25 protein-coding genes and 2 pseudogenes are annotated in these 26,179 nt (G+C 64.0%); 11 read left to right on the forward strand and 16 right to left on the reverse strand.

Annotated elements, in window-relative coordinates; translation table 11 throughout:
• Nucleotides 1–153 precede the first annotated feature (153 nt).
• The 5 genes and pseudogenes from IVA81_RS14425 to IVA81_RS14445 form a co-directional block, all read right to left on the reverse strand.
• A complete protein-coding gene (locus IVA81_RS14425) occupies nt 154–960 on the reverse strand; it encodes a glucose 1-dehydrogenase (protein WP_247318984.1) in 807 nt (268 codons plus the stop codon).
• 95 nt (nt 961–1,055) lie between these two features.
• Complete coding sequence (locus IVA81_RS14430; RefSeq protein ID WP_247318987.1) at nt 1,056–1,469, reverse strand: DUF1850 domain-containing protein; 414 nt, start codon at nt 1,467–1,469, stop codon at nt 1,056–1,058.
• Nucleotides 1,430–3,541 carry a TRAP transporter permease gene (locus tag IVA81_RS14435; protein WP_247318991.1) on the reverse strand — a complete coding sequence of 704 codons (2,112 nt, stop codon included), beginning with the start codon at nt 3,539–3,541 and terminating at the stop codon, nt 1,430–1,432. Before IVA81_RS14435 ends, IVA81_RS14430 begins: the two co-directional genes overlap by 40 nt.
• Before the next feature lie 161 nt (nt 3,542–3,702).
• Nucleotides 3,703–4,649 (reverse strand): annotated as a pseudogene (locus tag IVA81_RS14440) (TAXI family TRAP transporter solute-binding subunit).
• 343 nt (nt 4,650–4,992) lie between these two features.
• The gene (locus IVA81_RS14445; protein ID WP_247318995.1) at nt 4,993–5,472 is read right to left on the reverse strand and encodes a hypothetical protein; all 480 of its coding nucleotides are present in this window, start codon (nt 5,470–5,472) and stop codon (nt 4,993–4,995) included.
• 194 nt (nt 5,473–5,666) lie between these two features.
• On the opposite strand from IVA81_RS14445, the gene IVA81_RS14450 reads away from it, so the two are divergent.
• Nucleotides 5,667–5,972, forward strand: a complete 306-nt coding sequence (locus tag IVA81_RS14450) for a hypothetical protein (protein WP_247318996.1) — start codon at nt 5,667–5,669, stop codon at nt 5,970–5,972.
• A 133-nt stretch (nt 5,973–6,105) separates the two neighbouring features.
• Here IVA81_RS14450 and IVA81_RS14455 read toward each other — a convergent pair whose 3' ends face one another.
• Nucleotides 6,106–7,320 carry a hypothetical protein gene (locus IVA81_RS14455; RefSeq protein ID WP_247318997.1) on the reverse strand — a complete coding sequence of 405 codons (1,215 nt, stop codon included), beginning with the start codon at nt 7,318–7,320 and terminating at the stop codon, nt 6,106–6,108.
• Between the two features lie 72 nt (nt 7,321–7,392).
• Nucleotides 7,393–8,019, reverse strand: a complete 627-nt coding sequence (locus IVA81_RS14460) for a CoA pyrophosphatase (protein ID WP_247318998.1) — start codon at nt 8,017–8,019, stop codon at nt 7,393–7,395.
• Between the two features lie 71 nt (nt 8,020–8,090).
• Between IVA81_RS14460 and IVA81_RS14465 the strand changes: the two genes are divergently transcribed.
• The 7 genes from IVA81_RS14465 (at nt 8,091) to IVA81_RS14495 (ending at nt 13,604) form a co-directional block, all read left to right on the forward strand.
• Nucleotides 8,091–8,516 (forward strand): PaaI family thioesterase, encoded by a 426-nt coding sequence (locus tag IVA81_RS14465; protein ID WP_247318999.1) that lies wholly within the window; start codon nt 8,091–8,093, stop codon nt 8,514–8,516.
• 309 nt (nt 8,517–8,825) lie between these two features.
• Complete coding sequence (locus IVA81_RS14470; RefSeq protein WP_247319000.1) at nt 8,826–9,836, forward strand: aldo/keto reductase; 1,011 nt, start codon at nt 8,826–8,828, stop codon at nt 9,834–9,836.
• Between the two features lie 16 nt (nt 9,837–9,852).
• The gene (locus tag IVA81_RS14475) at nt 9,853–11,166 is read left to right on the forward strand and encodes a tetratricopeptide repeat protein (protein ID WP_247319001.1); all 1,314 of its coding nucleotides are present in this window, start codon (nt 9,853–9,855) and stop codon (nt 11,164–11,166) included.
• Nucleotides 11,167–11,364: 198 nt separating this feature from the next.
• Nucleotides 11,365–11,961: a hypothetical protein gene (locus IVA81_RS14480; RefSeq protein WP_247319003.1), complete on the forward strand. Its 597-nt coding sequence runs from the start codon at nt 11,365–11,367 to the stop codon at nt 11,959–11,961.
• A gap of 56 nt (nt 11,962–12,017) precedes the next feature.
• Entirely contained in the window at nt 12,018–12,365 is a 348-nt protein-coding gene (locus tag IVA81_RS14485) for a DUF3088 domain-containing protein (protein WP_247319004.1), read from the forward strand.
• Nucleotides 12,366–12,542: 177 nt separating this feature from the next.
• The gene (locus IVA81_RS14490) at nt 12,543–13,112 is read left to right on the forward strand and encodes a cysteine hydrolase family protein (RefSeq protein ID WP_247319586.1); all 570 of its coding nucleotides are present in this window, start codon (nt 12,543–12,545) and stop codon (nt 13,110–13,112) included.
• A 165-nt stretch (nt 13,113–13,277) separates the two neighbouring features.
• Complete coding sequence (locus tag IVA81_RS14495) at nt 13,278–13,604, forward strand: hypothetical protein (protein WP_247319006.1); 327 nt, start codon at nt 13,278–13,280, stop codon at nt 13,602–13,604.
• Between the two features lie 138 nt (nt 13,605–13,742).
• Here IVA81_RS14495 and IVA81_RS14500 read toward each other — a convergent pair whose 3' ends face one another.
• The 9 genes and pseudogenes from IVA81_RS14500 to IVA81_RS14550 all read right to left on the reverse strand — a co-directional run.
• Nucleotides 13,743–15,014, reverse strand: coding sequence for an NAD(P)/FAD-dependent oxidoreductase (locus IVA81_RS14500; RefSeq protein ID WP_247319008.1), 1,272 nt, complete (start codon nt 15,012–15,014; stop codon nt 13,743–13,745).
• 8 nt (nt 15,015–15,022) lie between these two features.
• Complete coding sequence (locus tag IVA81_RS14505) at nt 15,023–15,730, reverse strand: dihydrofolate reductase family protein (RefSeq protein ID WP_247319010.1); 708 nt, start codon at nt 15,728–15,730, stop codon at nt 15,023–15,025.
• A 20-nt stretch (nt 15,731–15,750) separates the two neighbouring features.
• Entirely contained in the window at nt 15,751–16,425 is a 675-nt protein-coding gene (locus IVA81_RS14510; protein ID WP_247319014.1) for a heme-binding beta-barrel domain-containing protein, read from the reverse strand.
• A 170-nt stretch (nt 16,426–16,595) separates the two neighbouring features.
• The gene (locus tag IVA81_RS14515) at nt 16,596–16,775 is read right to left on the reverse strand and encodes a hypothetical protein (protein ID WP_247319027.1); all 180 of its coding nucleotides are present in this window, start codon (nt 16,773–16,775) and stop codon (nt 16,596–16,598) included.
• A 144-nt stretch (nt 16,776–16,919) separates the two neighbouring features.
• The gene (locus tag IVA81_RS14520; protein ID WP_247319030.1) at nt 16,920–17,168 is read right to left on the reverse strand and encodes a hypothetical protein; all 249 of its coding nucleotides are present in this window, start codon (nt 17,166–17,168) and stop codon (nt 16,920–16,922) included.
• Between the two features lie 163 nt (nt 17,169–17,331).
• On the reverse strand, nt 17,332–19,968 hold the full coding sequence (locus tag IVA81_RS40580) for an EAL domain-containing protein (RefSeq protein ID WP_276578185.1): 2,637 nt from the start codon (nt 19,966–19,968) through the stop codon (nt 17,332–17,334).
• 284 nt (nt 19,969–20,252) lie between these two features.
• Nucleotides 20,253–20,960, reverse strand: a complete 708-nt coding sequence (locus IVA81_RS14540; protein WP_346659391.1) for a DUF2182 domain-containing protein — start codon at nt 20,958–20,960, stop codon at nt 20,253–20,255.
• 132 nt (nt 20,961–21,092) lie between these two features.
• Nucleotides 21,093–21,725 carry a DUF1326 domain-containing protein gene (locus tag IVA81_RS14545; protein WP_247319038.1) on the reverse strand — a complete coding sequence of 211 codons (633 nt, stop codon included), beginning with the start codon at nt 21,723–21,725 and terminating at the stop codon, nt 21,093–21,095.
• 413 nt (nt 21,726–22,138) lie between these two features.
• Nucleotides 22,139–22,382: pseudogene (locus IVA81_RS14550) on the reverse strand (transposase); the annotation flags it as partial.
• A 127-nt stretch (nt 22,383–22,509) separates the two neighbouring features.
• On the opposite strand from IVA81_RS14550, the gene IVA81_RS14555 reads away from it, so the two are divergent.
• The 3 genes from IVA81_RS14555 to IVA81_RS14565 all read left to right on the forward strand — a co-directional run bounded on the left by IVA81_RS14555 (nt 22,510) and on the right by IVA81_RS14565 (nt 26,162).
• A complete protein-coding gene (locus tag IVA81_RS14555) occupies nt 22,510–23,649 on the forward strand; it encodes a TRAP transporter substrate-binding protein (protein ID WP_247319041.1) in 1,140 nt (379 codons plus the stop codon).
• A 99-nt stretch (nt 23,650–23,748) separates the two neighbouring features.
• Nucleotides 23,749–24,417, forward strand: coding sequence for a TRAP transporter small permease subunit (locus IVA81_RS14560; RefSeq protein WP_247319043.1), 669 nt, complete (start codon nt 23,749–23,751; stop codon nt 24,415–24,417).
• Complete coding sequence (locus IVA81_RS14565) at nt 24,414–26,162, forward strand: TRAP transporter large permease subunit (RefSeq protein WP_247319045.1); 1,749 nt, start codon at nt 24,414–24,416, stop codon at nt 26,160–26,162. Before IVA81_RS14560 ends, IVA81_RS14565 begins: the two co-directional genes overlap by 4 nt.
• Nucleotides 26,163–26,179 lie beyond the last annotated feature (17 nt).

The following is a 26,179-nucleotide window of genomic DNA, read 5'->3' on the forward strand; positions in this document are numbered from 1 at the left end:
TCCCTGCCTCCATCGACCTTTGAAAGCAGAGAATCATTCGGCTCACCGTTCGGCAAACGGAAACGCGCCAAATCACATAGATTCACAGCCTCTGAGGTGGCCGCTCCTTTAGCGGCCCTCGAAGGGCGACGGCCCGGCTGTGAGCTAGTTGTGCTACGCCCCCGCCTTGCACGTGATCCCGCCGTCGACCACGAGCTCGATCCCCGTCACATATTTCGACTCGTCCGACGCCAGGAACAATGCGGCGTTGGCGACGTCGAAGGCATCGCCCATGTGCCCCATCGGCACTTGCGCGTCGCGGGCGCGCCACATCGCCTCGACATCGCCCTTGGCGTAGCTGGCGGCAAGGCCCGCGGAATGTTCGACCATCGGCGTTTTCATCAGGCCGGGCAGGATCGCGTTGACGCGCACATGGTGGCGCGCGAACTCGATCGCCGTGGTGCGCGTCATCTGGTTCATCGCCGCCTTCGAGGTGCCGTAGGTCACGTAGGAGATGCCCATGTGGCGGATCGAGGCGATCGAGGAGATGTTGATGATCGAGCCGCCGCCCTGCTTCACCATCACTGGGATGACGTGCTTCATGGCGAAATAGGCGCTCTTGAGGTTGACGCTGAAGACGCGGTCCCAGCTCTCCTCGGTCACCTCGACCACGCTCCCCATCTCGGCGATGCCGACATTGTTGTCGAGCACGTCGATGCGGCCATAGGCCTTCAGGCATGCCGCCACCATCGCCTCGATCTCGCTCGCCCGCGAGACGTCGGCGGTGAATGCGGTCGCCTTGCCGCCCTCGCCGGCGATGATCTTCGCGGTCTCCTCGGCCGCAGTGCCGTTGCGGTCGACGCAAAACACCTGCGCGCCCTCGCGCGCGAAGGTCACCGCGGTCGCCTTGCCGTTGCCCCAGCCGGGACCGATCGAGCCGGCCCCCACCACCATCGCAACCTTGCCCTTGAGCCGATTCATCGCCTGTCTCCTTTGTTGTTGTTCTTGTTGTAGCCCGGATGGAGCGCAGCGCAATCCGGGGCAGTGGTCCCGGATTACGCTTCGCTCCATCCGGGCTACGGATCGTTGCAGACTTTCATCGTGGTGACGTTAGCACCGATCGGATGCCCGACAATCTCCGACAGCGTCCGGCACTGTCCGTCATGGCACAGCCGCCACTCCCCCGCCGCGCCCGAATTGCCGAGCACGACCTCTTGCATGGCTGCCCGCTTCGGCTGCCACTGAAACCAGCCGTCGACCAGCCGCGCCTCGGGCGGCGGCTCCATGCCGGGGCCGGTGCCCTTGACCCGGGCCTGCACCAGTTCGAGGCCGGCGGGCGTGACGCGCCAATCCTCCTGCCAGTCGACCTTGGCGATCGAATGCGTCCAGACCAGCGTGAAGGCGGTGAGCGTCAGCGCCTTCACGCCACCTGCTGTTGCGAAGCAGAGGCTCACACCGCCTCGACAGGCGCCGGCGGGCGCTGCCGCCATTGCCACAGCACGATCGCCGCCGTCAGCACGAAGCCCGCGGTGTCGCTGAACGGGAATTCGCCGAGCAGGCATAACGCGGCGCCGAGCGCGACCAGGCGCTCGATCAGCGTCAGCCGCGTGAACAGGAAGCCGATCGCCACCATGCCGAACAGGGCGATCGCCGCGAGCGCTTTGACGGCTGCCAGCGCCACCGCACCGTAGAAGCCGAGCTTGGCCGCCATGGGATCGCCGGCCTGGAGCATCAACGCCGGCGAATAGACGAAGATGAAGGGGATGACGTAGCCGGCGAGCGCGATGCGCATCGCCTCCCAGCCGATCTTGTCCGGGTTCTCCTTGGCGATCGGCGCCGCCGCGAGCGCGGCCAGTGCCACCGGCGGCGAGAGGTCGGCCATGATGCCGTAGTAGAACGCGAACATGTGGCTCGCGATCAGCGGCACCCCTAACTTGGCCAGCGCGGGCGCGGCGAGCGCGGCGGTGATGATATAGGTCGGTATGGTCGGAATGCCGGTGCCAAGCAGGATCGACAGCAGCATGGTCATGATCAGCGCCAGGAACAGGCTCTTCTCGCCAAGCCCGATCACCCAGCCGCCGAAGATGGTGCCGACGCCGGTCTGCGACATCATGCCGATGATGACGCCGACGATGGCGCAGGCCATGCCGACCGTGATGGCGGATTTGGCGCTCTCGGCCAGCGCGTCGCGGCAGGCACGCAACGCCGCAAAGCCACCGCGGACGAAGGCCGTGATCACGATCAGACCGACCACGACGGTCGTAACCGGCACGATCTGGAGGCCGTCACGCGACAGCGCGGCAACGACGAGCGCGAGCCCGATCCAGAAGATGTAGCGGATCACATTCGAAGAGGCTCCCGTCGTGATGGCGGTGCCGAGGATCAGCGTCACCGTGAGAGCAAGGCCCATGCTGCCGGCATAGAGCGGCGTAAAACCCTCGAACAGCATGTAGATCAGGGCGGCCAGCGGCAGCACGAGATACCAGCGCGTCACCAGCGCCTTCCAGGCACTCGGGATTTCCGAGCGCTTCATGCCGACGAGGCCGTGCTTGCCGGCTTCCAGATGCACCATCCAGAATGCGGACGCGAAATAGAGAATCGCAGGGATAGCCGCCGCCTTCACGATCTCCGAATATTGCACGCCCAGCGTCTCGGCCATGATGAAGGCGACCGCGCCCATCACCGGCGGCATGATCTGTCCGCCCATCGAGGCCGTGGCCTCGACGCCCGCCGCAAACGCGCGGCGATAACCGAACCTGATCATCAGCGGGATCGTGAACTGGCCGACGGTCACGACATTGGCGACGCCCGAGCCGGAGATCGTGCCCATCATCCCCGAGGCGAACACCGCGACTTTCGCAGGTCCCCCGCGGGTGCGGCCGAACAGGCCGAGCGAAACGTCGGTGAACAGCTGGATCATGCCGGCGCGCTCCAGGAACGAGCCGAACAGGATGAACAGGAAGATGTAGGTCGCCGAGACGTAGATCGGCACGCCGTAGAAGCCCTCGGTGCCGAACGACAGATGCGTGACGATCTGATCGAAATCATAGCCGCGATGATTGAGTGGCGACGGCAGGTACTGACCGAAGAACCAGTAGACGAGGCACGCGCCGCACATCAGCGGCAGCGCCGCGCCCATCAGGCGCCGTGTGCCTTCGAAGATCAGCACCGCCAGCAGCGTGCCGACCACGAGATCGAGCCGCGTCGGATCGCCATCGCGCGCGATCAAATCGGCATAGAAGATCCACTGGTAGAGCCCGCAGAGAAAACCGGCGCCGCCGACCACCCAGCCGAGCGCGCGGCCGAAACTGCTCTTCGCCGTGAAGTTGGCAATCAGGCCGAAGGTGAGCAGGACGAGGAAGCCGACATGGACGCCGCGCACCACCTGGCTCGGCAGATAGTTGAAGGCAGCGACATAGAGCTGGAAGGTGGCGAAGGCGATCCCGATCCAGTAAGCGAGATGCCCCCACCAGCCCGGGCCAAAGCCTTCGGGAAAACCGTGCTCGAAATTATCGAACTCGACTTTGATGGGGGCCTTAGTGGCCTCTGCCTTTTCTAGCATTTTAAGTCGTCCCCAGCCGTCCAGCGCTTATAGCTTGGCACGGTCCACCCGCGCCGTCATGCCCGGGCTTGTCCCGAGCATCCACGATCTTTCTCGCCTTGCCCCAGAACGTGGATGGCCGGGACGAGCCCGGCCATGACGCCCTGTTACGAGAGCCGACCTTACTTGATCAGCCCTTTTTCCTTGTAATAGCGGATCGCGCCGGGGTGCAGCGGAACCGGGCTGCCATTGGCGGCGGTCTCGAGCTTGATCTCCTTGCCGGCCGCGTGGGCATTCTGCAATTCCGGCAGCGACTCGAAAACCAGCTTCGTCATCTGGTAGGCGAGATCGTCCGACACGGCCGAGCTGGTGACGAGGTAGTTGACCACAGCAGCGGTCGGCACGTCCTTGTCCTGGCCGGTATAGGTATTGGCCGGAATGATCGCGGAGATGAACGGCGGGCCGATCTTGTCCACGGTCTCCTTCGGCACCGACACCACCGTGATCGGGCTTGAGGTCGACAGATCCTTCAGCGAGGCGACGCCGCTCCGGCCGATTGCAGCGTCGCTGCGAGCTGGCGGTTCTTCATGAGATCGACGGATTCGGCGAACGGCAGATACTCGACCTTGCCGAGATCCTTGTAGCTCATGCCGGCCGCCGTGAGGATCGCGCGCGAATTCAGCTCCGTGCCCGACTTCGGCGCACCGACAGAGAGACTCTTGCCCTTCAGGTCGGCCAGCGTCTTGATGCCGGACTCAGCGGTGGCGACGATCTGGATGTAGTTCGGATAGATCGCGCCGATGGTCCTGAGCTTGTCGAGCTTGGTCTTGAAGCCCGCTTCCTCCTCGCCGTCCCAGGCGGCCTTGAGCGAATCGCCCAGCGTGAACGCCAGCTCGCCGCGGCCCTGCTGCAGCAGGATCAAATTCTCGACCGACGCCTTGGTGGCCTGCACCTGCGTCTTCACGTTCGGAATCTTGTCGCCGTAGATCTTTCCGATCGCGACCCCGAGCGGATAGTAGACGCCGGAGGTGCCGCCGGTCAGCACGTTGATGAAGGATTGCGCCTGCGCGCAAGGTGCCGACGCCGCCAGAGCAAGAGCCGCGGCCGCGCCGAAAATCGTCCGTTTCATGGTTGTTGTACTCCCCAAACCGGCGGGGAAATTGGCCGGATGAGAGGGGCGGGTCAACCCATCCAAAAGGCAAAACAGAACTGCGGTAAATGGCCGTTCCGACTCGATTATTCGGGAACCTGGCGGCCGCGGCGAGGTGGCGCACTCACCTTCTCCCGCGCTTGTCCGCCGAAGCCTTGGCGAAGGCGGATGCGGGAGAGGTCGCGCCGAAGGCGCGGGTGAGGGTTCTTTCCTCTAGGGCAGTATCCCTTTGTGGAGACACCCTCTCCCCGACCCTCCCCCGCAAGCGGGGGAGGGAGCGCACCTCCTACGAGGCGACGATTGAACGCTCCGTCACGCGCCCTCACTGGAACGTCATGTCCAGGCACTTGGAGATGTCGGAGCCGAGCCCGGAGGAGATGGTGATGCAGCCGCGGATCTTCTGCGCGCTGACGTCGGCGGCCCACACCGAATAGCCGCCGGGGCCGAAGAACGAATTGGTGTTCGGCGGCTCGGTCTCGGTCGCGTCGAAATCGTAACGGCCGTCGGTCTCGAAGATGCGCGGCTTCTTGGTACAGCCGCCGTCGGTCTGGACGTTGATGACTTCCTTGTTATCGCGGGTGAGCGCCAGGGAGACCTGACAGCGGAAATATTCCGAGGTCTTGGTGTTGAAGAGATAAGTGTAGGACTTGCAGGTCGCCGTGTTCAGCTTGCCCGGCGCAAGGCCGCGGCTGCATGAAATGCGCTGGTTGTGGCTCAGCTGGTAATCATCGGCCCGGGCGGCCGGCGCCAGCGCCGTCAGCGACAATGCAGCAGCCCAGCAAAGTTTAATCACATGGCGCATCCGAATCATCCCCACCAATAATCTTGTCGAGTTGCGTTCTAGACGGAAAGCGGAACATAGTCGCGAGGGGACGAAGGGAAAATCACAAGCTACTGGGCAAGACGTGATGCGCTGCGGCGCTTTCGCAAATTGACCCGGACATGTCGTTCGTGATTTGTTCAAGCCCGGAATGTCCCGATCGTGGGAGGATGGGAATGACGGCATTTTCAATCAAGCCATTTGCAATTGCAGTCGCGCTGGGCGCCTTTGCCGCGCCCGCATTGGCGCAAGTCCCGGCAACGCCCTGGGAGCTCAAGCCCGACACGGGCTACGCCTATGACAAGGAAGGCAAGACCTTTTCCTACAAGATGGGCACCAGCAACGCCGGCGAACTGCTGAAGGGCGCCAAGAAAGTGCCGAAGGGCACGTTGTTCTTCCTCGGCCACAACGGCCAGCTCTACATGCGCAGCGGCCCGTATCTGGAAGGCGACGGCAAGTTCAAGTTCGGGCCGGATCAATAGGGGACGCGCAGCTCACCACGACGACGCCGCCGTACGGTGGACAAAGGCGCGCTAGCGCCGTGCCCACCATCTATCAGCGCGCTCTCATGAGAATGGTGGGCACGCTTCGCTTTGCCCACCCTACGGCGGTCCCTTAAAACGCCCCTGCCAGCTCCCTTGCGCCGGCCTTGCCGCTGTTCGAATCCATCCGCTCATCCGTCACCGCAAGCAGCTTGGCCACCGTGTTGTGGCGGATCGCGACCGGGTTGCGCTCGTAGCCGCCGCGCTGGAAGAAGTTCGAGGTCGGCACCTGCTCCCGCATCGCCTGCGGCATCGTCACCATGTCGAGGCCGGTGCCGTCGCCGGTGAGGTTCATCATCTCGAGCTCGGCCGCGGTGAGCGGACGGCTGTAGCCCTTGGCGCGGGCGAACAGCACCGAGGTCAGAAGCTTATGCGTCTGCAGCATCGGACCGACATCGATGTCGATCACCATCGCATGCATGGCCCAGCCCTGCGCGGTGTTGCCGATCTTCTCATGCTCCGACCAGGTGTCGGGCACCGACTTCGCATGCGCCACCATTTTCTTGAGCACGACGAGCTTGTGCTCGAGCGCCTGCCGCGCCGGCCCGGACGTACGCGCCACCTTCTCGGAGAGCGCACGAATGAGTTCGTGGCCCTGCTCGGCCAGCAGCTCGACGCTGTTGGTGGTCAGAAGCTGGTTGTAGCCCATCGCGGTCGAGATCGCGCGCTTGCCGCCATGTTCGATTCCCGCCTGCACGTCGTGGCTGCCGGTGCCGCCGGTCTCGAACGCATAGACCCGCACCGCCTGCTCGCGCGTCAGCCCGGAGGCGAGCGCGTAGCGCGCATAGGCGCGCTTGAACTCGACCTCGCTCGCCGGGCGCTGCGGCGTGAATTGGTAGAGCTCCTGCGCCGCGCGCAGGAAATCGGCGACTACGGGGATCGGCCTTTTGACGGGACGATCCGGCGTTTCCTCCGGCTCCGGATTCACCGGCTTCTTCGGCCCGTTATAGAGCGGTGGATGCTCCAGCACGTAATCATCGAGCGTGATCTGCTGCCCGCTGCGCCGCTTGGCGTTGCGGCCTTTCCGCTTCTCCGAGATCTGGCTCCAATAGGCCCCGGCCTCGGCGTCGAAAGCGGCACGCGCCGCCTGATATTCCGCGAGCTTGCGGCGATATTCGAGCACAGCGGGCGAGGCGCCGCCTTGCGCAAAAAACTGCGACAGCAACTGAGCATTGGCATCGCGGATGGCGGGCGGCAATGCGTCGGCCTCGCCGCCTCGCGCGGGCGGCGCGAGCAAGGCGAGCGCGAGTGGAACCAGCGTCAGGCTATTTCGAATCGAATGATGCATGCTGCCTTCCTAGCAGGCATCCGGTAACCGTCACGTTAACGCGCCGTTTACCTATTTTTTTCGTCCCTTGCGTCACCTCCAGGCGAACACCGGCTGTTCCAGCTCGGTCACGCGGGTCTGCCGGCCTGCCAGCACCTCGCGGAACTGGTAGATCAGCGCCGCGGTCGGCGCGTGGATCAGGCTCATCTGATGATGAAAGCGGATCACGCGTCGGGCGCTCTCGGCGATGGCGACGAAGTCGAAGGCGTCCTCGCGCTCGATCATGGCGAGCGCGATGCGATGGACGGAAGCGACCTCGTCCGGGTTCGGCCTGATCGCTGCGCTATCGACGGCCCAGACCACGACCGGCGTGATCAGATAGCCGGAGCGGGTCGGATAGTCGTCGAGCGTGCCGAGCACTTCCGCGCTGGTGAGGCGAAGGCCAAGCTCCTCGTCGAGCTCGCGCAGCGCGGCCTCGACCGGCGTCTCGCCGGCATCGCAGCGACCGCCCGGCAGCGCCCACTGGCCGCGATGGGCGCGTAAGTGCGACGCGCGCAACGTGAGCAGCAGCGCAGTGTCATCGCCCTCGCCTGCTGCTGTCAGCGCAACCGCCACCGCAGCACGCTTCAATGCCATTGGTGCTTCTTCCTCCGGCAGCCGGCTGAAGGCGGCGCAGGCGGCCGCGATATTCCGCCGTGTGGCATCGTCGAACGGTCTCATGATGCTTGACTACACCACGTCCGGCCTCGATGAAACGAGATAGCAAGGCCCGTACAGGAACGGACGACGGCATGACCAACAAGACCGCCGCAAGGCTGAAATCAGACGGCTGGAGCATTCTGGAGACCACGGGCTTCCTGCACCTGATCGGCCCCTTGTGGGAACGCAAGGTCGACGGCCAGTACGAATTCGCGCTCGCGACCGAAGACAAGCACCACAACCGCCGTGGCATGGTCCAGGGCGGCGTGATGATGACCTTCGCCGACCGCACCTGCGGCATGACCGCCCGCTACGTCTCAGGCAAGGAATTTTTGGCGACGGTGCAGCTCGACACCCATTTCGTCGAGGCCGGCCAGATCGGCGACATCCTGATCTCCCGACCGCGCGTGGTGCGTTCGACGCGCAGTCTGATCTTCATGAGCACGGAGGTGACAGTGCACGATCGCTGCATCGTGATGGCGAATGGCGTGTTCAAGATATTGAAGGGGCCGGGGTAGGTGTGCGGTCAGGCCTGCGCTACACCCAGCTGTCATTCCCCGCGAAAGCGGGGAATCCAGTACGCCGCAGCATCTCAATCGACCACAGCTGTCTCGGAGTACTGGATCGTCCGCCCCAGTGCGCAATTGCGCACAAGGCGGGCGATGACATCGAGTATGGGGCACGAGCGTCCCCGCACTGTCATTGCGAGCGCGGCGAAGTAATCCAGGATCGTTCCGCGGACGCAGCTCTGGATTGCTTCGCTGCGCTCGCAATGACGGAGTGAGGCAGCTATGCTGCGGCCCACCAAAGCGTTGAGGAAACAGCCCATGCAATACCGCCAGCTCGGCCGCAGCGGCCTGAAAGTGTCGCCGATTTGTTTGGGCACCATGATGTTCGGCGGGCCGACCGATGAAGCCGCGTCCAAGCGGATCATCGCGAAGGCACTCGATGCCGGGATCAATTTCATCGACACGGCGGATGCCTATTCGAAAGGCGGCTCCGAGGAGGTCGTGGGCCGCGCCATTGCCGGCAATCGCCACGCCTGGGTGCTCGCCACGAAGCTCGCCAACCCAATGGGCAATGATCCCAATCGCGGCGGGCTGTCGCGGCGCTGGGTGTTGCAGGCCGCCGACGAGAGCCTGAGGCGGCTCGGCACCGACCACATCGACATCTACTATCTGCACAAGGAAGACCATGCGACGCCGCTGGAGGAGACGGTGCGCGCGATGGGCGATTTGATCCGCGCGGGCAAGGTGCGCTATTTCGGCGTCTCGAACTACCGCGCCTGGCGCGTCGCAGAGATTTGCAACATCTGCGACCGCCTCGGCATCGACCGGCCCGCGGTAAGCCAGCCCTATTACAATGCGATGAACCGCATGCCCGAGGTCGAGCATTTTCCGGCCTGCGCCTATTACGGCCTCGGCATCGTGCCCTACAGCCCGCTGGCGCGCGGCGTGCTGACCGGCAAATACCGGCCTGACGCGGCCCCGGACAAGGAAACGCGCGCGGGCCGCAACGACACCCGCATGATGCAGACCGAGTGGCGGTCGGAATCGCTCCAGCTCGCGCAGGAGATCAAGACCCACGCCGAGAAGAAGGGCATCACCGCCGGCCAGTTCGCAGTGGCCTGGGTGCTGAACTCCGCCTTCGTCTCCTCGATCGTCGCCGGCCCGCGCACCGAGGACCAGTGGGATGGCTACATCGGCGCGCTCGACTATCGCTTCACTGGGGATGACGAGGCACTGATCGACAGGCTGGTCGTTCCGGGCCATCCCTCGACGCCGGGCTACAACGATCCCGCCTACCCGATCGAAGGCCGCCGCGCGCGGACGGCGTGAACTTTCGGAGACGACGATGGCGCATCAAGACCGCTACGGCCTGCCGCTCTCCACCGAATCCGATGCGGCAGCAAGCGCCTATTGCGAAGGCATCGACCTCATGCTTGCGGGGTGGACCGGCACGGCGGAGACGCTGGAACGCGCGATTGCGGCCGACCCGGATTTCGCGCTTCCGCACATTGCCCGCGCCCGCGTGCATGCCTTCTACCAGCAGGGCGACCTCGCCCGAGGCAAGGCGGCGCTCGCGCGCGAACTGATGGCGAAGCGCGGCACCGCGCGCGAGCGCTCGCATGTCGAGACGCTGGCGCTCGCGATCGAGGGCCGCTTGCCTGAAGCGATCGCATCGACGCTGAAGCACATCGACGAATGGCCGCGCGATGCATTGGTGCTGTCGCTGCCGCTCGGCGCGTTCGGCTTGTTCGCCTTCTCCGGCATGGCCGACCACGACCGCGCACGCCATGAGCTGTGCGAGCGCGTGGCGCAGCATTACGGCGAGGATTGGTGGTTCCTCACCATGGCCGGCTGGGCGATGACCGAGAATGGCGACGTCGCGCGCGGCCGCGTCGTCACCGAGCGCGGCTTCAATTTGCGCCGGGCGAATGCCCATGCCGCGCATGCGGTGCTGCATGCGATGTTCGAGGACGGCTCGATCGAAGCGGCCGACCGCCTCGTCGATGAGTGGATTCCCTCCTACGACCGCGCCGGACTCCTGCACGGCCATATCCGCTGGCACCAGGCGCTCGGCGCGCTCGAGCATGGCGATGCGGCACGCGCGCTGTCGATCTATGCCGACGTGCTCCAACCCTCGGCCACCCAGGCGCCGCCGCTCAACGTCATCACCGACGCCGCCTCGCTGCTCTGGCGCCTGTCGGCTTACGGCCACACCGTGCCGAGGACGCTTTGGCAGGAAGCCGACAACGCCGCGCAAAAACTGTTTCCGAAGTCGAGCCTGTCTTTCGCCGACGTCCACATGGCGCTGTTCGCGGCCGCGACGCAAGACCGCGAGGCGCTCACCACGCGCCTTGCGACCATCGAGCAGCGGCTCGCCAAGGGCAAGCTGCCGGCCGGCCCCGTCGTGCCGGCGATCTTCCGCGCGGTGGCGGCCTTTGCGGATGAGGATTACGCGTCATGCGTGCAAACGCTCGCGCCTGTTCTCACCGAGGTCGTGCGGATCGGCGGCAGCCATGCCCAGCGCGAGTTGATCGAAGACACCTTTGTCGTCGCGCTCATGCGCAGCGGTGAGCTGCCCCGCGCCCGCGACCTGCTGGACGCCCGCCTGCACCGCCGCCCATCTCTGCGCGACAGGCGCTGGCAGGCGGCGATGGGCTAAGCTTCGCCACGAAAAAAACACCGGCCTGACGGCAAGTGCCTGCTAGGACGGGTTGGGCGATTTGGGCGAATTCGCCGTTGGGGTGGCGCGGTGGTATTCCAGGCGGGCTTGGCTGAACAAACGGGATCGCAACCAATTTGCGGTTCGATGGTTATGGTGCGGAACTTGTCCCTGGTTCCCTGGCACGTGAGCCCTCCGATGCGCCTCTGCCGACCGCCGCTGGCCGCCACGCTTGCTTTGGCCGCCACCCTTGCCGTTTCGGCAAGCCCTTGTTTTGCCGAAACTTCCAAGCCGATCCCGGTCAACAATCCCCCGGCACAGCAGAACGCCTATATCGACCTGCTGGCGCTGATGTCCGGCCACTGCAAGACCTTCAAGGTCGCGGGCCGCACCTTCGCCTGCAAGACGGTGGCCTACGCCCATGGCGACAAGGGCCGGGTCAATTTCGCGGTCGCGGTCGACGATCCCTCCGACGACAGCCACGTGGTGTCGTTCTCCGGCGAGAACGGCAAGCGCGCCGACGACAATTCCTACGAGCTGCCGATCGACCGCATGCTGCTCAACTCCAAGGACCGTCCCAAGGTCGACGGCCTGCCGGTGCCGGCCGAGCAGACCTCCACCGGCCTCTGTCGCCAGACCGGCAATTTCGCCGCCAGGAAGGTCAACGACGTCACCTGCTCGGCGACCGACAACGAAGGCCGTCGATATGAACTGCTGTTCGTCTCCGACGGTAAGCCGGTGAGTGTGCGCCGCATCCGCCAGTCGTCGCCGTCGATCCAGGATCCGTTCAAGTAGCGGCATCCTCCGCCGGGGTCAGCGTGTATGGTCGCGGCCATGCTTCGGAGCGATCCATGACGCGCGACCGCCTGATTTTGCTGCGCCCCGGTTTCGAGGATCCGGCCTTTCCGGGGCGCCTGTTCTATTGCTGGCATTGCGCGCTGATCGAGGGCGTGCTGGCCTCGTTTCCACAGCTCGCCGAAAAGCTGGATGTCGAGCGCATCGCATGGCCGCGCCCTAGGCAGCCGGTGATCGCGCTTCTCGGCGAGGAGAACCAGTCGCTGCCGCTGCTGGTTCTGGCTGACGGAGCGACCTCGCCGCACCAGACCGGCACTCATCAGGGCCACGCCTTCATCGCCGACAAGGACGCGATCCTCGCCGCACTCTCAGAGCGCCACGGCTTTCCCGATCCGCACCCGTGAGGGTACGTCCCGTAGCCCGCATGAGCGCAGCGACATGCGGGGTCAGCGGCCCCGGATATCGCTGCGCTCATCCGGGCTACAGATCCGTAATGGCGTCGCGAAACGAGGGAAGATTGGCATTGCGCGTTGTCTGCCTCCTCGCATATTCGCTTTCACACCCGTCCGATAGGTCCGATCATGCCTCACCCCCTCCCCGCTCTCATCGTCGTCGACGTACAGCGCGCGTTCGACGAATGGGAGGCGGCGGGACAACGACGAAACAATCCGGATGCGGTGGCACGGATTGCCGCTCTCCTGCAGGCATTCAGGGCGCGCGGCGCACCGATCCTTCATATCCGCCATGAAGGCACGAAGCCGAATTCATCGTTTCTGCCATCGCGTTCCGGCTATGCCGTCAAGGACGAGGCGCGCGAGCAGCCGGGCGAGACGGTGATCGTCAAGCGCGTCAACAGCGCCTTCATCGGCACCGATCTGGAACAGCGCCTGCGCGCGGCCGGGATCGGCACGGTGGTGATCTGCGGCGCCACCACCAATCATTGCGTGGAAACGACGACGCGGATGGCCGGCAATCTCGGCTTCGAGGCGCGCCTCGTGCGCGATGCGACATGGACGTTCGATCGCATCGGCCCCGACGGCGACAGGCACTCCGCCGAGGACATCCATGCGATGACGCTTTCGAATCTGAATGGGGAGTTCGCCCGCATCGTTACCACTGGTGACGTGATCGCGTCGTTCGCGGCCAAGTGATGGCAGCAATGCGAGCAACGCCGTTGATGCGACAATAAATCTCACGACACGCACTCATGGGCGCGAATCGGGGCGTCGCGAAACTGCGTCGTTTCGACGCCCGCACTGGCCGGAACGCGGCGAACGCCCATCTGTTGTCACACGACATTCAACTGGAGTGATGACATGAAGTATCTCATTGTCGCGATGGCGGTCGGAGCTGCGGCGCTTGCCGGCGGATCGGCGGCAAACGCGGCCGACAATTCAAGCGCGAAGCGGAACGCGCCGGCCGGCCAATCGACCGACATCAGCGCGCAGCACCGGCACCATCATCATGGCCATCGCCATCACCATCATTGGCGCTCTCATCACCACCATCACGGCTACTACCGTCCGCACTATCGCAACTATGGTTATTACCCCAGGCATCACGGCTATTACGGCGGCGGGCCGTACGGCTATTACGGCGGCGGCCCCAGCGTGACATTCGGCTTCGGCGGCAGTCGCTGGTGAGAGATGAGGCCCGCACGCAGCGGGCCTTTTTCTTGACGACATCCCGATCGTCATGGCCGGGCTTGTCCCGGCCATCCACGTTCTGTTCAGTGGCCAAGACGTGGATCGCCCGGGACAAGCCCGGGCATGACGATGCAGCTATCCCCGCAGGATCATCCCGGCCGTCTCCAGGCCGCTCGCGAGCGCCGCTTCCACCGTGCCCATGTCGGCTCCGCGATAGAGCGCTTCACCGGAGAACAACACCAGGCCGTCGGCACGCGCGAGGATCGCTTGTGCCGCGCGCGTCCGCGGCGTCGCCCATGAATAGGCGCCGCGGGCAAAAGGATCGTGCGCCCAGTTGGTCGCCGTCGCCGCCACGAGCTCGCGCGCGATGTCGTCGCGCGACAGCTTGAAGATGGCGGCGAGCGAATCGAGCCCGGCCTCAATCAGTTGCTGCGGATCGAGGCTTTCCAGCTCCGCCGTGCGCGGGCCGCCGAACCAGCCGGTGAGCACGGCATGCCGGCTCGGATATTGGGTCCACCACACCGGGATCTTCTGGTCGGACAACAGGAAGGTCATGCGTGCGAGATCCTGATGTTGCTCGCGCCACCATGGCCGCGCGAAGCGCAGCAGGATCTTGACGACATTGCCGAAGCCGATGTCGTCGGCAACAGCAAGCCTCGCGCGCGCACTCGCCGGCAGCGCGATCTCGCGCAGCAACGGCAGCGGCACGGTGAGGATGGCGCGGTCGCAGCCGCGCACATCGCCGCCGGTGCAGTGAACGGCGAGCATGCCGCCGTCCTCCTCGATCGCCGACACCACACAACCGAGATGAATGGTGACGCCCTGCCTGCGGCAGTCGGCCGCCAGAAAGTCGATCAGCGCGCCATAGCCGCCATCGATGCGCGCCTGCGGCGCGTGCCCGCCATCCATCCATTCCTCGCGCAGCGCCAGCGTCGAGGCGTGCTCGGGATCGGCCGCGTCATAGCCCTCGACCATCCGCTCGATCGAATGGCGCATCGGCGCATATTCATCCCCGGCAAAATGCCGGCGCAGGAACTCGGCGACGGTGAGATCGTCCTTTAAATCCCCCAGCACGGCCTGGAGCTCCGCCTCGTGCGGATCGTCGCGCTCCTCGCGCGAGAGCACTGTGCCGTCAAAGCTCCACTGCTCGCCCTCGATCACCTGAAGCGACAGGCCGGCCTCGCGCAGCAATCCGCGCGTGACCGGCGCCTCGCCATGGACGAATTCGGCGCCGCCACCGGCGGGGTAGCCGAACTGCGAGGCCGGCAGCGGATAGACGCGGCCGCCGCAGCGCTTGCGCGCCTCCAGGACCGTCACCTTCCGGCCAGCACGCGCCAGCTCGCGCGCCGCCATCAGGCCGGCCGCGCCTGCGCCGACGATGACGATGTGCTCTGTTATCGCGGGCATGGCCGCAGCTACCGGCTCGCGGCTTGGGGATCGTTCCTGATCAGATAGCGCAGCAGCAGAACACCGCCGCCGAGCTCGCGCGTGCTCTCCAGCGTCATCGCGGCGATCGGCGCGCGCTTGTCGCTGTCCGCCTCCGTCGAGGAGAACACGAAGGGCGCGCCCATTGCGCCGTCGATCGCGGGGCTGAGGATCAGGTTGAATTCGTCGATGAGACCGGCGCGCAGGAACGCGCCATTGGCAACGCCGCCGCCTTCCACCAGCAGGCGCTTCACGCCGAGCTCATGGCCGAGAACGTCCAGTGTCAGCGCCAGGTCGATCTCGGACTTGCCGGCAAAGATGTAGGATACGCCCTCGCCGCGCAGGCCGGCGAGATGCGAATCCGGCACGCGCTCGGTCAGCACGACGACGATCGGGTCGCCGCCGATGTCCGAGCGGCCCCAGCCAATCTTGCCCTGCGCATCGAGCACGACGCCATAGGTCTTCGCGTCGCGCCGCGCGAACCAGTTTTCACGCGGGAGTTTCGCGTCATTCGCGGGATAGGGCTGGCCCTTGGCGAACTCCGACCCGGTGACGCGGCCGATCACCCAGGCATCGCCGCCGAGCTCGTCATGAATCTTCTCGAACCAGTCCGTCCCCGCCCCCTTCGGGCGCCAACGGCTGGGGTGCGTGCGGCCGTCGAGGCTGGAGTGCATCAGGCAGATGACATACGGTTTCATGCAAGTCTCCGGGCAGCGCTTCAGGCCGCTGATCCATTGCCGGGCGCATTCTCCTTGGCGCGATCGTTGACGATCGCCGCGAGCGGATTGAGCTTTGGCGGCGCGACCAGCTGCAGCGTGTTGGTGTCGCGATGATTGAACGGCGCGCCGCGCACGAACAACTCGGTCTGGATCAGATAGGTCCAGCTGCCGTCGTCGTTGAAGGTGATATCGCAACGGTAAGCATCGGTGCGGAAGGCTTGTTCCAGAAAATCGGTCGAGCAGATCCCGTAGGCGGTGTCGCCGCGCTTCGCGGTGACCGAGATTGTCCTGTCATCAGGCCCGGCCTTGCCCGAGGCCAGCAGCACCTGTCCGCGCGGAATGGCCAGCGTCTGCATGATCAGCCCGGTCGCGGGCTCCCACAGCCAATAGCCGACCTGGTCATGGAAGGTGATGTCTTCCTCGGGCGTGTTGATGTGGATGTGATAGCGCAGCCCGTACAACAGCTGCGGCCCGTTGGCCTGCGGATCGATCGGGTCCATGCGGATGCGCTCGATGAAGGTCCGCCGCTCCGGACCCTCCGCCTTCGGATTGATGTCGATGCCCTTGTCCGCCTGCCAACGGCCTGCGAGGCGGCGGAGCGGGCCGAGATTGGCAAGGCCGTCGGGCGAGACGTCCTCGGGCTCGGTGAAGATGTCGGCGGGAATGGGAAGCATGGCGGCCTCAAATCGTTGCGGAGGCAGCAATAGCATGAGAGCGCGGGCGTGGCTCGTGCTCAGACCTCACAATCGCGAATGACATAAGCGCCATGCGCAGGTGATCGTCGAGCTTCATGTGAGGCGAAACGGAGCCGAACCGGCCTGGTTCGACTCCGCCGCCGAGACGCTTAGTGGCGGTGATCGCGGACCTCGGGATGAGTGCGGTGGTCCCTGATGATGGTCTGATTGCGATGGTCGCGCACGACGGGCGGGTCGCGATGATCGCGCACGATCGTTAGCGCGCTCGCGGGCGTCACCGCGCTTGCCAACGTGATCGCTGCGAAAGCCACGAGAATGAAATTGCGCATCAGTCTTGTCCTTTGCCTGGTGGATCACTGCGAGCCACCTGACGCAAAGCTAGATTGACGGAGCGGAATAATATGTGTCGTCGATCACGAATGCTCGTCGATGCGGTCGGCGATCTCGCATCGTCCAATCGGAGGAGACCGTTCTCAAGCGGCTTCCGCCACCGATTTCGCACGCTCCTCGAGCACGCCGATCGTGGAGACCAGATTGTCGCGCCGCGCGCGAAGGTTAAGGGCCAGCAGCGGATATGTCGGCTGCTGCACGTCAAACACCCCGGATTTGGCCTCCTCTTCGAGGATATCGGTATTCAAGAGCCGAACGCGCCACCACAAATCGGCGATCAACGCGTCGAGCTTGAGTTCACCGGTAGCACCAGAACGGGACACTTCCTGCATCGCTTGCCTCAACCTGAAACGGCCTCCCTGCTGAGGCCTGGATTTGGTCGAGACTGAGCAAGCGGAGTGCCAGGAATGGGCGGAGGCGATCCGGCTCGGGAATTAGCTGCGCGCGGCGCGATGCTTCGGCCTCGAACGCGCCATGGGGGCCCGACGCCCCGTCTCACGCCGCACGTCGTCTCCGGCGCGCCACGGGGACTTGCCAGGACAAGCCGGTGAGCGGCACTGGTTTGCTGAAGTGAAATCCCTGGCCGAGCGAGATGCCGAGTGATTGGAGCCGTCTGACCTGTTCGGAGGACTCGACCCCCTCGGCGACGATCGACAGCTTCAACGTCTTCGCGAGCTGCACGATGGACTTGAGCACGGCAACGGTCTCGCAGCGATCGATCCTGTCGATGAATGACTTGTCGATCTTGACCTTGTCGAACGGAAACGCCGTCAGATAGGACAATGACGAGTATCCGACACCGAAATCATCGAGGGCAATGGAGACGCCGAGCGCCTTGAGGCGCTGGAGCGTCTTGAGGTTCTCCTCGCTGTCGGCGAGAAATACGCTCTCGGTGATCTCGAGCTCGAGCCGGGTTTGCGGAAGGCCACTCTGCGCCAACGCAAACGTCACGGTGTCGACGAGATTGGTGCTGGCAAATTGCAGGGCGGAGAGGTTGACAGCGACCTTGACGTCGGCCGGCATGCTCGTCGCATCGCGACAGGCCCTGGCGAGCACCTGATTGCCGAGCTCGACGATCAAGCCCCCGGCCTCCGCAACCGCAATGAACTCCGCCGGAGGAATGTAGCCCCTACTGCCGTGATGCCAGCGCGCCAGGGCCTCGACCGATTTTACCCGACCGGTGCCGAGCTCGATCACGGGCTGATAAAACACCTCGATTTCCTCGCGCCAGATCGCTTCACGCAGCTCGATCTCGAGCACGTTGCGCTGATCCGCTTCGGCCTTGAGCTCCGCTGAATAGACGTGGAAGCAGCTTCGGCCGGAATTCTTTGACCTGTAGAGCGCAAGATCGGCGTTGCGAAGTATCTCGTCGACCCGTGTGCCATGCTCGGGCACGAGCGCAAGGCCAATGCTACAGCCGATCACGACGGGATGGCCATCGATGTGATAGGGTTCGGCGATGGCCTGGACCAGCCGCGCCGCCAGGCTCGCAGCGCCGTCGCGCATCGCGGCCCGGCCCGGCGCCACGATCACGGCAAACTCGTCGCCGCCGATCCGCGCCGCCGTATCGACGTCACGAATCTGCGCCTTGATCCGGTCGGCAACCTGCTTCAGCAACGCGTCGCCGCATTGATGGCCGAGCGCGTCATTGACGGACTTGAACTTGTCCAGATCGAGCAGGAGTACCGCGAACGCGGGCTCCAGCCGCCGCGAGCGGGCCAGCGCCTCGTCGATGCGCTCCTTGAACAGGTTGCGATTGGCAAGGCCGGTCAGGCTGTCGTAATGTGCCAGCCGCTCGATGCGGTCCGCCGACGCCTTGCGCTCGGTGATGTCCTCATGAGTAGCAACCCAGCCGCCACCCTCGCGCCGGCCGTAGGAGATGTAGACGACCCGTCCATCCGGAAACTGCACGGTGTTCGAGATCTGCTCCGACTGCGCGAGCCGGTTCTTCAAATCGACGAGGTACGCCTCAACGTCGAGCACGGCGGTCTGCTTGGCGAACACCTCCCGGAAGTCCATGCCGATCCGAATGTCTTCCGGTACGAGTCCGTAGAGTTCGAGCCACTGCCGGTTGAACGCGATCAGTCGGTCACGGCCGTCGAACATGCTCAAGCCCTGGGGAAGGGTCCTGAGCGCATCCTCGAACTTGCTGGCAAAATCGCGCAGCTCGCGGTGGGCGCGATTCAGCGCCTGCTGCCGCCGCCAATGGAATGTCGTCGCGGCCAGGATGATGAACGTAAGCAGCAGCGCGCCGCCGAGATAGACCTTCTGCCTGAAGGCGGAGCGGGAATAAATCTCCTGCTCCGAAATGCCGACGGTGAAGATGAGCGGAAACGCCCGCGACCTGCGCGCGGTGATCAGCCGGTCGCTGCGGTTCGGTCGGTTCTCGTTCCAATATTGCACATAGAAGCCGTCCCCCAGCTCGCCCTCGACGCGGCTCGGCGCGCGTTGACCCATCACGGAGCCCTGGTCCACGCCCCGGGCGGCGAGCACCACGTAATTCGCATTTCTGAGCACCAGCGTTCCTCCGACGCCGAGCTTTGCGGTGTCGTAAAACCTGCCGACGACGTCGACGCTGAGCGAGCCGACGACCACGCCTACCGGATTCCCGGCGAGGTCGAACAGCTTTCGCGCGAGCTGGATGGTCCATTTGTGCGACGCCCGCCCCAGCACTGGCGTGGCGACGTAGAGGCGGTCATCGGCTTGCGCCATGACGTTGATGAAGTGCTCGCGATCGCCAAGATAGAGCGGCGGACCCGAATAGCCCGTGGTCGTATTGATCATGTAGCCGTCCAGTCCGATCAGCGCGAACTGAACCACGTCGCCGCTCGCAATGCGGGCCTTGTCGGACCATGACTTCAGGCTAAAGGTGAGCGGATCCTGGGCGTAGAGCGTTCGCACCACCAGCAACGACTGATCGACGCGCTCGAAGATGCGTTCGGTGTTTTCCTCGAACAGTTCGGCGACGCTGTCGCCGTGCGACCGCGCCTGCCCGATCGCGTCCGCCCGCTCCGATGACGTGATCGCGAAGTAGCCGATCCAGGCCAGGGGCAGGAAGAACAATGCGATCTGCAGCGGAGCATTGCGCAGAATCGTCAGCGCCGCCCTGCGGATTGATCTCGCGAGCATCATCCTGCCCACTCCCCGCGTCAGCCACAGGGGCAGGGCAGAGCTCATCGCCGAAAACAGCACCGCCTCTCTCCGCCTTGCACAGGGACGGCCCCGGCCGGAAACCGGACGCGGGCCTGTCCATGGCGCCGAAGTTAGGCGGGACAGCCTTAAATTTCGGTTGGAACAATGCTCAATTCTTAAGCTTGCGGCGCTCGTATGATCCCGGAGGTCGGCCGTTTTTCAGCAACCGGGCGGTGTTGGCATGTTGGGAGGCGGTATTCTAGCGGCCCTGAAGTTTTCGGGCCTCACACCGCGCGCGCAAGAACGATCGCGCCGGACAGGATGAGGATTACGCCTGCCATATGGCTCAATCTTCGGCCGAACGGCAGCAGCTTCTCGCCGGCGACATAGAGCATGAGGCCGACGATCCAGACCAGGTTCATCACGCCGCCGACAAACAGCAAGAGCATCAGAAACCAGCAGCAGCCGACGCAGTAGCTGCCGTGGCGCAGCCCCATGCGGAATGCCCCGCGCGTGCCGGGCCGCCAATGCCGGCTGAGAAACAGCAGCGGACTCTCGCAGTACCTCAGGCAGGCATGTTTGAGAGGCGTGAACTGGTAGACGCCCGCGGCAAGCAGGATGATGCCGCCCAAAACCGCGCTGGTGCTTGCCATCGCCATCGACAAGAGGCCGAGGCGCTCAAGCCCCCATTGCGCCAGGACTGCTGCGAGACTGAACCCAGCCCATGTCACGAGGTACCCGGCGAGAAAGATCCAGGCATCGATTGTCGCGCGGGATGCAGTCTCGTGCTTGTGCCGGACGGTCGCATACAAGAGGACGGTAGGCCCCGCGCTCGGCGCCATCATCGCGATCATCATCACCCACCACATCGCGAACAGCAGCGCGGCAGAGCGCAGCGTCCACGGCATCGGCGCCATGTCCGGCATCTCGGCCATCATGTCGGTGTCCATACCGGCGCCGCCCGCGAGATAGGCCCAGGCGAGCGCCGCCACAGCGGCGGTCCCGATCGCGACGATCAGCCGGTCGCGGTGGAGCAAGTGTTCCAGTATCGAGCGCCCCTGCATCGACTTGTCCATAGCGATGAGGAGCTGACACCGAGGTTTTGTCTCGGTTTCAGCGCCGCATCATGCCGCAACGCCTTCGGGCGTCTGCACGACATTGGCGAGCGAGCTATGCGTACCGCGGGTCTCGAACGGGATCGCACCGGTCGAGCGAATGTTGGCGGATGCGACCTCGGCCGCCCGATGTTCGAATCCCTCGGGCATGACCACCTGAATGCGGTGCGGATCACCCGTCACCGGATTCTTGATCGGCTCGACATCGGTCTCAAGCACGCCCATGGCGACGAGTTTTGCGACGCGTCCGTCCTTGTCGAAGGAAAACTCGAACGGCGCAAACACCGGATCGTGGATCTTGGTCACGATCATGCTGACGATCTGGAAAAGCGTGCCTTCGGCCGAATGCTTGCCGGAAAAGATATCGAACAACGCCTGACGCTGCTCCGCCGTGGCGCGTTCGTCGATGATGGGCTGGATTGTCCCGTTGCCTTCATGAAGGGCCCCGGGGAAATCGACCGTGATCGCAAAGCAGAGACCATCGAGCTTGGTCCCTTCGAAATGTCCTTTGGCGATCCGCATCGCGACCATTCCCTTGCAATAGCCTTGGGTCGGCGGCGCGTTGAAATCGCAGGGGCAGCCAAACGCACAGGTGCAGTTCTTCATCCATTCGCCTTCGAGACGCCAGTCCGATGCAGCCATGGCACATCTCCCAATGTGAGCGGGGACAGCGGCAGCCATTGACGAATTTGTTCAGCGTTCTTGTCGAGGCAATGCGAAAAGCGCGCGAGCGGGATCGAATCCGATCAGAAGGCCGGCATCGCAGAAAAAGGTCCGGTGGCGAGCTGCCGTTTACCGTCCCAATGCCGAGAGATCATATCAGCGGCAGCCGGTCTGGTATAGCGAACCATGGTAGTGGCTCGAGAGCAGCCACATCTCGGGGATGTCCGACGTCAGGGGCGTGGTGCGCCATTCAGGACAAAATTGCGAACTCGTACACCATTGAATTAACTATACAATTGAGACACAAGCGCCTGAACCGCGTGCGCGGATCTCATCCCGGCTGGCTGTAACAGCAGTCCACCTTCCAGAACGTCCTTAGGCCGAATTGCCTATGCGTCGGCCAGCAACAGCTTCAGCCGCGTGTTCGCGTCCTCGAGCGTCTTCGGCCGCTTGGCCTCCGACACCTCCATCCCGCCGAACGTCGCTTTTCATTTGTAGCTGCTGGCGGCGCTGACGCCATGCTTGCGGCAGATCGGAGACCGAAACGTCGGCCTCATGCTCATTCAAAATTCCGATGATCTGCCTTTTCTGAAAAGTAGCGACGCTTCGTGATCTGGTCCTACTGCGGCGCGTCATTACTGCAATCCGCGTCGTAGCGTCGCATCACCGGGAACATTCTTGCCAAACCCCGGCGCGCGTCTTTGTCTTCTCCTCATAAAACAGGGTGATCCGCAATGGATCGCCACACCAGAGGGAGGAAGCCATGACCAAACCAGGTAAAGGAGGCACGTCCAGTCGACGCCGCTTCCTGAAAGTTGCTGCCGCTGGCGCCGCCGCCACGGTCGCCGCGCCGGCCATCGTCAGTGCGCAGGGACCGATCAGCATGCGCTGGCAGAGCACCTGGCCATCCAAGGACATTTTCCACGAATACGCCCTCGACTACGCCAAGAAGGTCAACGACATGACCGGTGGCGACCTCAAGATCGAGGTGCTTCCCGCCGGCGCCGTGGTGCCTGCCTTCGGCCTGCTCGACGCGGTATCCAAGGGCGTGCTCGACGGCGGCCACGGCGTGCTCGTCTATCACTACGGCAAGCAGACGGCGCTCGCTTTGTGGGGATCGGGTCCGGGCTTTGCGATGGACGCCAACATGCTGCTGGCCTGGCACCGCTACGGCGGCGGCAAGGAGCTGCTCGCAAAACTCTATGAATCGATCGGCGCCAACGTGGTCTCGTTCCCTTACGGGCCGATGCCGACGCAGCCGTTCGGCTGGTTCAAGAAGCCGGTCACCAAGCCCGAGGATGTCAAGGGTTTGAAATTCCGCACTGTCGGAATCTCCATCGACGTGTATTCGGGAATGGGCGCGGCCGTGAACGCGCTGCCCGGCGGCGAAATCGTAGCTGCCATGGACCGCGGCCTCTTGGACGCGGCGGAGTTCAATAATGCCACCTCCGACCGCGTGCTTGGCTTCCCCGATGTCTCCAAGGTCTGCATGCTGCAGAGCTATCACCAGAATGCCGAGCAGTTCGAGATCACGTTCAACAAGGACAAGTACAACGCGCTGCCGGACAAGATAAAGGCGATCATCGCCAACGCGGTGGACGCGGCTTCGGCGGACATGTCCTGGAAGGCGATCGACCGCTACTCCAAGGACTATGTGGAGCTGCAGACCAAGGACAACGTCAAGTTCTACAAGACTCCCGACGCCATCCTGAAGCAGCAGCTCGAGATCTATGATAGCGTGGTGAAGAAGAAAGCGGCGGAGAATCCCCTGTTCAAGGAGATCGTGCAGTCGCAGATCGAATTCGCCAAGCGCGCGACGCAGTGGGAGCAGGATACGGTGGTGAACCGCCGCATGGCCTACGACCACTATTTCGGGCCCAACGCGGCGGCCAAGAAGCTCTAGCGGCGAAATAATACCGGCAAGGCACCGTCCGGATCATCACCTGGGCGGTGCCTTGTGCTATGTTCAGCTATCCTCTTTTCACCGAGGCGGCCGCATCACATGAGCGTCCAGAGTTTACTGCACACGATCGACGGCATCTCGACCTGGGTCGGCAAGGCGACCGCCTGGCTGATGATCGTCCTGATGAGCGTCGTCTGTATCGAGGTTTTCAAACGCTACGCCGTGAACATGCCGACGGCATGGATCTTCGACGCCGAGAACATGCTGTACGGGTCGCTGTTCATGCTGGCCGGCGCCTATACGCTGGCGCAGAACGCCCATGTCCGCGGCGACTTCCTGTATTCCTCGATGCGGCCGCGAACGCAGGCCGCGCTCGACCTCATTCTCTACTTCGTCTTCTTCATTCCGGGCATCGCTGCGCTGATCTATGCAGGCTATTTCTACGCCGCCGATTCCTGGCACATCAACGAGCATTCCAACGTCACGGCGGATGGCCCGCCGGTCTACCACTTCAAGACCGTCATTCCGATCGCGGGCGCGCTGGTCATGCTTCAGGGGATCGGCGAGATGATCCGCTGCATCGCGTGCCTGAAGACCGGCGAATGGCCGAGCCGGCTTGCCGACGTCGCCGAGACCGACGTCATCGAGGAACAGCTCGCACACTCTGAATTCGTGGACGAGGAATCGCGTAAGCTCGCCATCGAGGGCGCGGCGCGCATCGATGAAATGGCGCGGCAGCGTGGTATGGGTGGGGACCTGAACACATGAGCGACCCGGCACTTGGCCTGTTGATGCTGACGCTCATCGTCGTCGTCATCATGATGGGCTTTGCCACGGCCTTCACGCTGATGGGCCTCGGCATGTTCTTTGGCTTCATCGCCTTCTACGACCCGTCGCAGAGCTGGACGCACAACAGGGTTTTCGAGCTGATGGTCCAACGCACCTACGGTGCGATGACCAATGACGTGCTGATTTCCATCCCGTTGTTCGTGCTGATGGGCTACGTGATGGAGCGCGGCGCGCTGGTCGACAAGATGTTCTATTCGATCCAGCTCGCCTTCCGCCGCCTGCCTGCCTCGCTCGCCGTTGCGACCCTGATCGTCTGCACGTTCTGGGGCATCGCCTCCGGGCTCGTCGGTGCGGTGGTGGTGCTGATGGGCGTGATCGCCTTCAACCCGATGCTGCGCGCCGGCTATGACGTGAAACTCGCCTCCGGCGTCATCACCGCGGGCGGCACGCTCGGCATCCTGATCCCGCCTTCGGTGATGATCATCGTCTATGCCGCGGTCGCCGGCCAGTCCGTGGTCAAGCTTTACGCGGCGGCGATGTTCCCGGGCTTCTTCCTGGCGTTCCTCTATCTCGTCTATGTCATCGGCTGGGCGATGATTAACCCGAAGATCGCCCCGCCGCTGCCGGAGGAACAGACCCGCGTCCCGCTGCCTGAATGGATCAAGAGGTTCGCGACACTGTATTCGCCGAATCTGTTCGTCGGCCTGTTCAAGGCGCTGTTGTCGCCCACAAGGGCCATGACGCTCGAGATCGACGGCAAGCCGATGGGCTATGGCGCGATCATGAAGCACTTCCTCATTTCGCTGGTGCCGTTGCTGCTGACCGTCATCATGCTCGGCACGGTCTGGTGGTATGTCGTGATCCACCAGCAGGCCGGCGCGGCGAGCGAGGCCGTCGAAGGCCTGCAGCAGCTCGGCAGCGCGGTCGAGACGAAGGAGCTGTCGCCGGCCGAAAAGGGACCGGACACCCAGTTCTATATCTGGTTCGCGATATCGGCCGCCGTTTTGGCGGCATGGACCGTGCGCTCTTACTTGCGCATGGACGGCGAGCGCTTCGAAGTGCTGAAACTCCTGACTTCGTCGGTGATGCCGCTGGGTATTCTCACCGTCGTGGTGCTGGGCGTGATCCTGTTCGGCATCACGACGGCAACCGAATCCGCCGGCGTCGGCGCCGCCGGCGCCTTCATCCTTGCCTTCCACGCCCGCACGCTCGACTGGAAGCGCACCAAGGAAGCGGTGTTCCTGACCGCGAAGACGACCGCGATGGTGTGCTGGCTGTTCGTCGGCTCCGCGCTGTTCTCGGCGGTGTTCGCCATCCTCGGCGGTCAGGCGCTGCTGGAAAGCTGGGTGCTCTCGCTCAACATGTCGCCGGTGCAGTTCATGATCCTGTCGCAGGCGATCATCTTCATCCTCGGCTGGCCGCTGGAATGGACCGAGATCATCATCATCTTCGTGCCGATCTTCCTGCCGATGCTGAAGCATTTCGGCATCGACCCGGTGCTGTGGGGCGTGCTGGTGTTCGTGAACCTGCAGGCGGCGTTCCTGTCGCCGCCCGTGGCGATGTCCGCGTTCTACCTCAAAGGCGTCGCACCGAAGCATGTCACGCTGAACCAGATCTTTTCGGGCATGATGCCCTACATGCTGATCGTGATCCTCTGCATGGTGATCATGTATCTTTGGCCCGGCATGACGCTGTGGCTGCCGAACTATCTGTACGGAAGTTGAGGCAAAGCGGCGAGCAC

The sequence above is a fragment of the Bradyrhizobium sp. 141 genome, from assembly GCF_023074055.1.
Lineage (GTDB): Bacteria > Pseudomonadota > Alphaproteobacteria > Rhizobiales > Xanthobacteraceae > Bradyrhizobium.

Bases quoted from the DNA above. Each gene is read 5' to 3' on its own strand.
- IVA81_RS14425 (WP_247318984.1), bottom strand. From the start codon at position 960: ATGAATCGGCTCAAGGGCAAGGTTGCGATGGTGGTGGGGGCCGGCTCG.
- IVA81_RS14430 (WP_247318987.1), bottom strand. From the start codon at position 1,469: ATGGCGGCAGCGCCCGCCGGCGCCTGTCGAGGCGGTGTGAGCCTCTGC.
- IVA81_RS14435 (WP_247318991.1), bottom strand. From the start codon at position 3,541: ATGCTAGAAAAGGCAGAGGCCACTAAGGCCCCCATCAAAGTCGAGTTC.
- IVA81_RS14445 (WP_247318995.1), bottom strand. From the start codon at position 5,472: ATGCGCCATGTGATTAAACTTTGCTGGGCTGCTGCATTGTCGCTGACG.
- IVA81_RS14450 (WP_247318996.1), top strand. From the start codon at position 5,667: ATGACGGCATTTTCAATCAAGCCATTTGCAATTGCAGTCGCGCTGGGC.
- IVA81_RS14455 (WP_247318997.1), bottom strand. From the start codon at position 7,320: ATGCATCATTCGATTCGAAATAGCCTGACGCTGGTTCCACTCGCGCTC.
- IVA81_RS14460 (WP_247318998.1), bottom strand. From the start codon at position 8,019: ATGAGACCGTTCGACGATGCCACACGGCGGAATATCGCGGCCGCCTGC.
- IVA81_RS14465 (WP_247318999.1), top strand. From the start codon at position 8,091: ATGACCAACAAGACCGCCGCAAGGCTGAAATCAGACGGCTGGAGCATT.
- IVA81_RS14470 (WP_247319000.1), top strand. From the start codon at position 8,826: ATGCAATACCGCCAGCTCGGCCGCAGCGGCCTGAAAGTGTCGCCGATT.
- IVA81_RS14475 (WP_247319001.1), top strand. From the start codon at position 9,853: ATGGCGCATCAAGACCGCTACGGCCTGCCGCTCTCCACCGAATCCGAT.
- IVA81_RS14480 (WP_247319003.1), top strand. From the start codon at position 11,365: ATGCGCCTCTGCCGACCGCCGCTGGCCGCCACGCTTGCTTTGGCCGCC.
- IVA81_RS14485 (WP_247319004.1), top strand. From the start codon at position 12,018: ATGACGCGCGACCGCCTGATTTTGCTGCGCCCCGGTTTCGAGGATCCG.
- IVA81_RS14490 (WP_247319586.1), top strand. From the start codon at position 12,543: ATGCCTCACCCCCTCCCCGCTCTCATCGTCGTCGACGTACAGCGCGCG.
- IVA81_RS14495 (WP_247319006.1), top strand. From the start codon at position 13,278: ATGAAGTATCTCATTGTCGCGATGGCGGTCGGAGCTGCGGCGCTTGCC.
- IVA81_RS14500 (WP_247319008.1), bottom strand. From the start codon at position 15,014: ATGCCCGCGATAACAGAGCACATCGTCATCGTCGGCGCAGGCGCGGCC.
- IVA81_RS14505 (WP_247319010.1), bottom strand. From the start codon at position 15,730: ATGAAACCGTATGTCATCTGCCTGATGCACTCCAGCCTCGACGGCCGC.
- IVA81_RS14510 (WP_247319014.1), bottom strand. From the start codon at position 16,425: ATGCTTCCCATTCCCGCCGACATCTTCACCGAGCCCGAGGACGTCTCG.
- IVA81_RS14515 (WP_247319027.1), bottom strand. From the start codon at position 16,775: ATGCGCAATTTCATTCTCGTGGCTTTCGCAGCGATCACGTTGGCAAGC.
- IVA81_RS14520 (WP_247319030.1), bottom strand. From the start codon at position 17,168: ATGCAGGAAGTGTCCCGTTCTGGTGCTACCGGTGAACTCAAGCTCGAC.
- IVA81_RS40580 (WP_276578185.1), bottom strand. From the start codon at position 19,968: ATGATGCTCGCGAGATCAATCCGCAGGGCGGCGCTGACGATTCTGCGC.
- IVA81_RS14545 (WP_247319038.1), bottom strand. From the start codon at position 21,725: ATGGCTGCATCGGACTGGCGTCTCGAAGGCGAATGGATGAAGAACTGC.
- IVA81_RS14555 (WP_247319041.1), top strand. From the start codon at position 22,510: ATGACCAAACCAGGTAAAGGAGGCACGTCCAGTCGACGCCGCTTCCTG.
- IVA81_RS14560 (WP_247319043.1), top strand. From the start codon at position 23,749: ATGAGCGTCCAGAGTTTACTGCACACGATCGACGGCATCTCGACCTGG.
- IVA81_RS14565 (WP_247319045.1), top strand. From the start codon at position 24,414: ATGAGCGACCCGGCACTTGGCCTGTTGATGCTGACGCTCATCGTCGTC.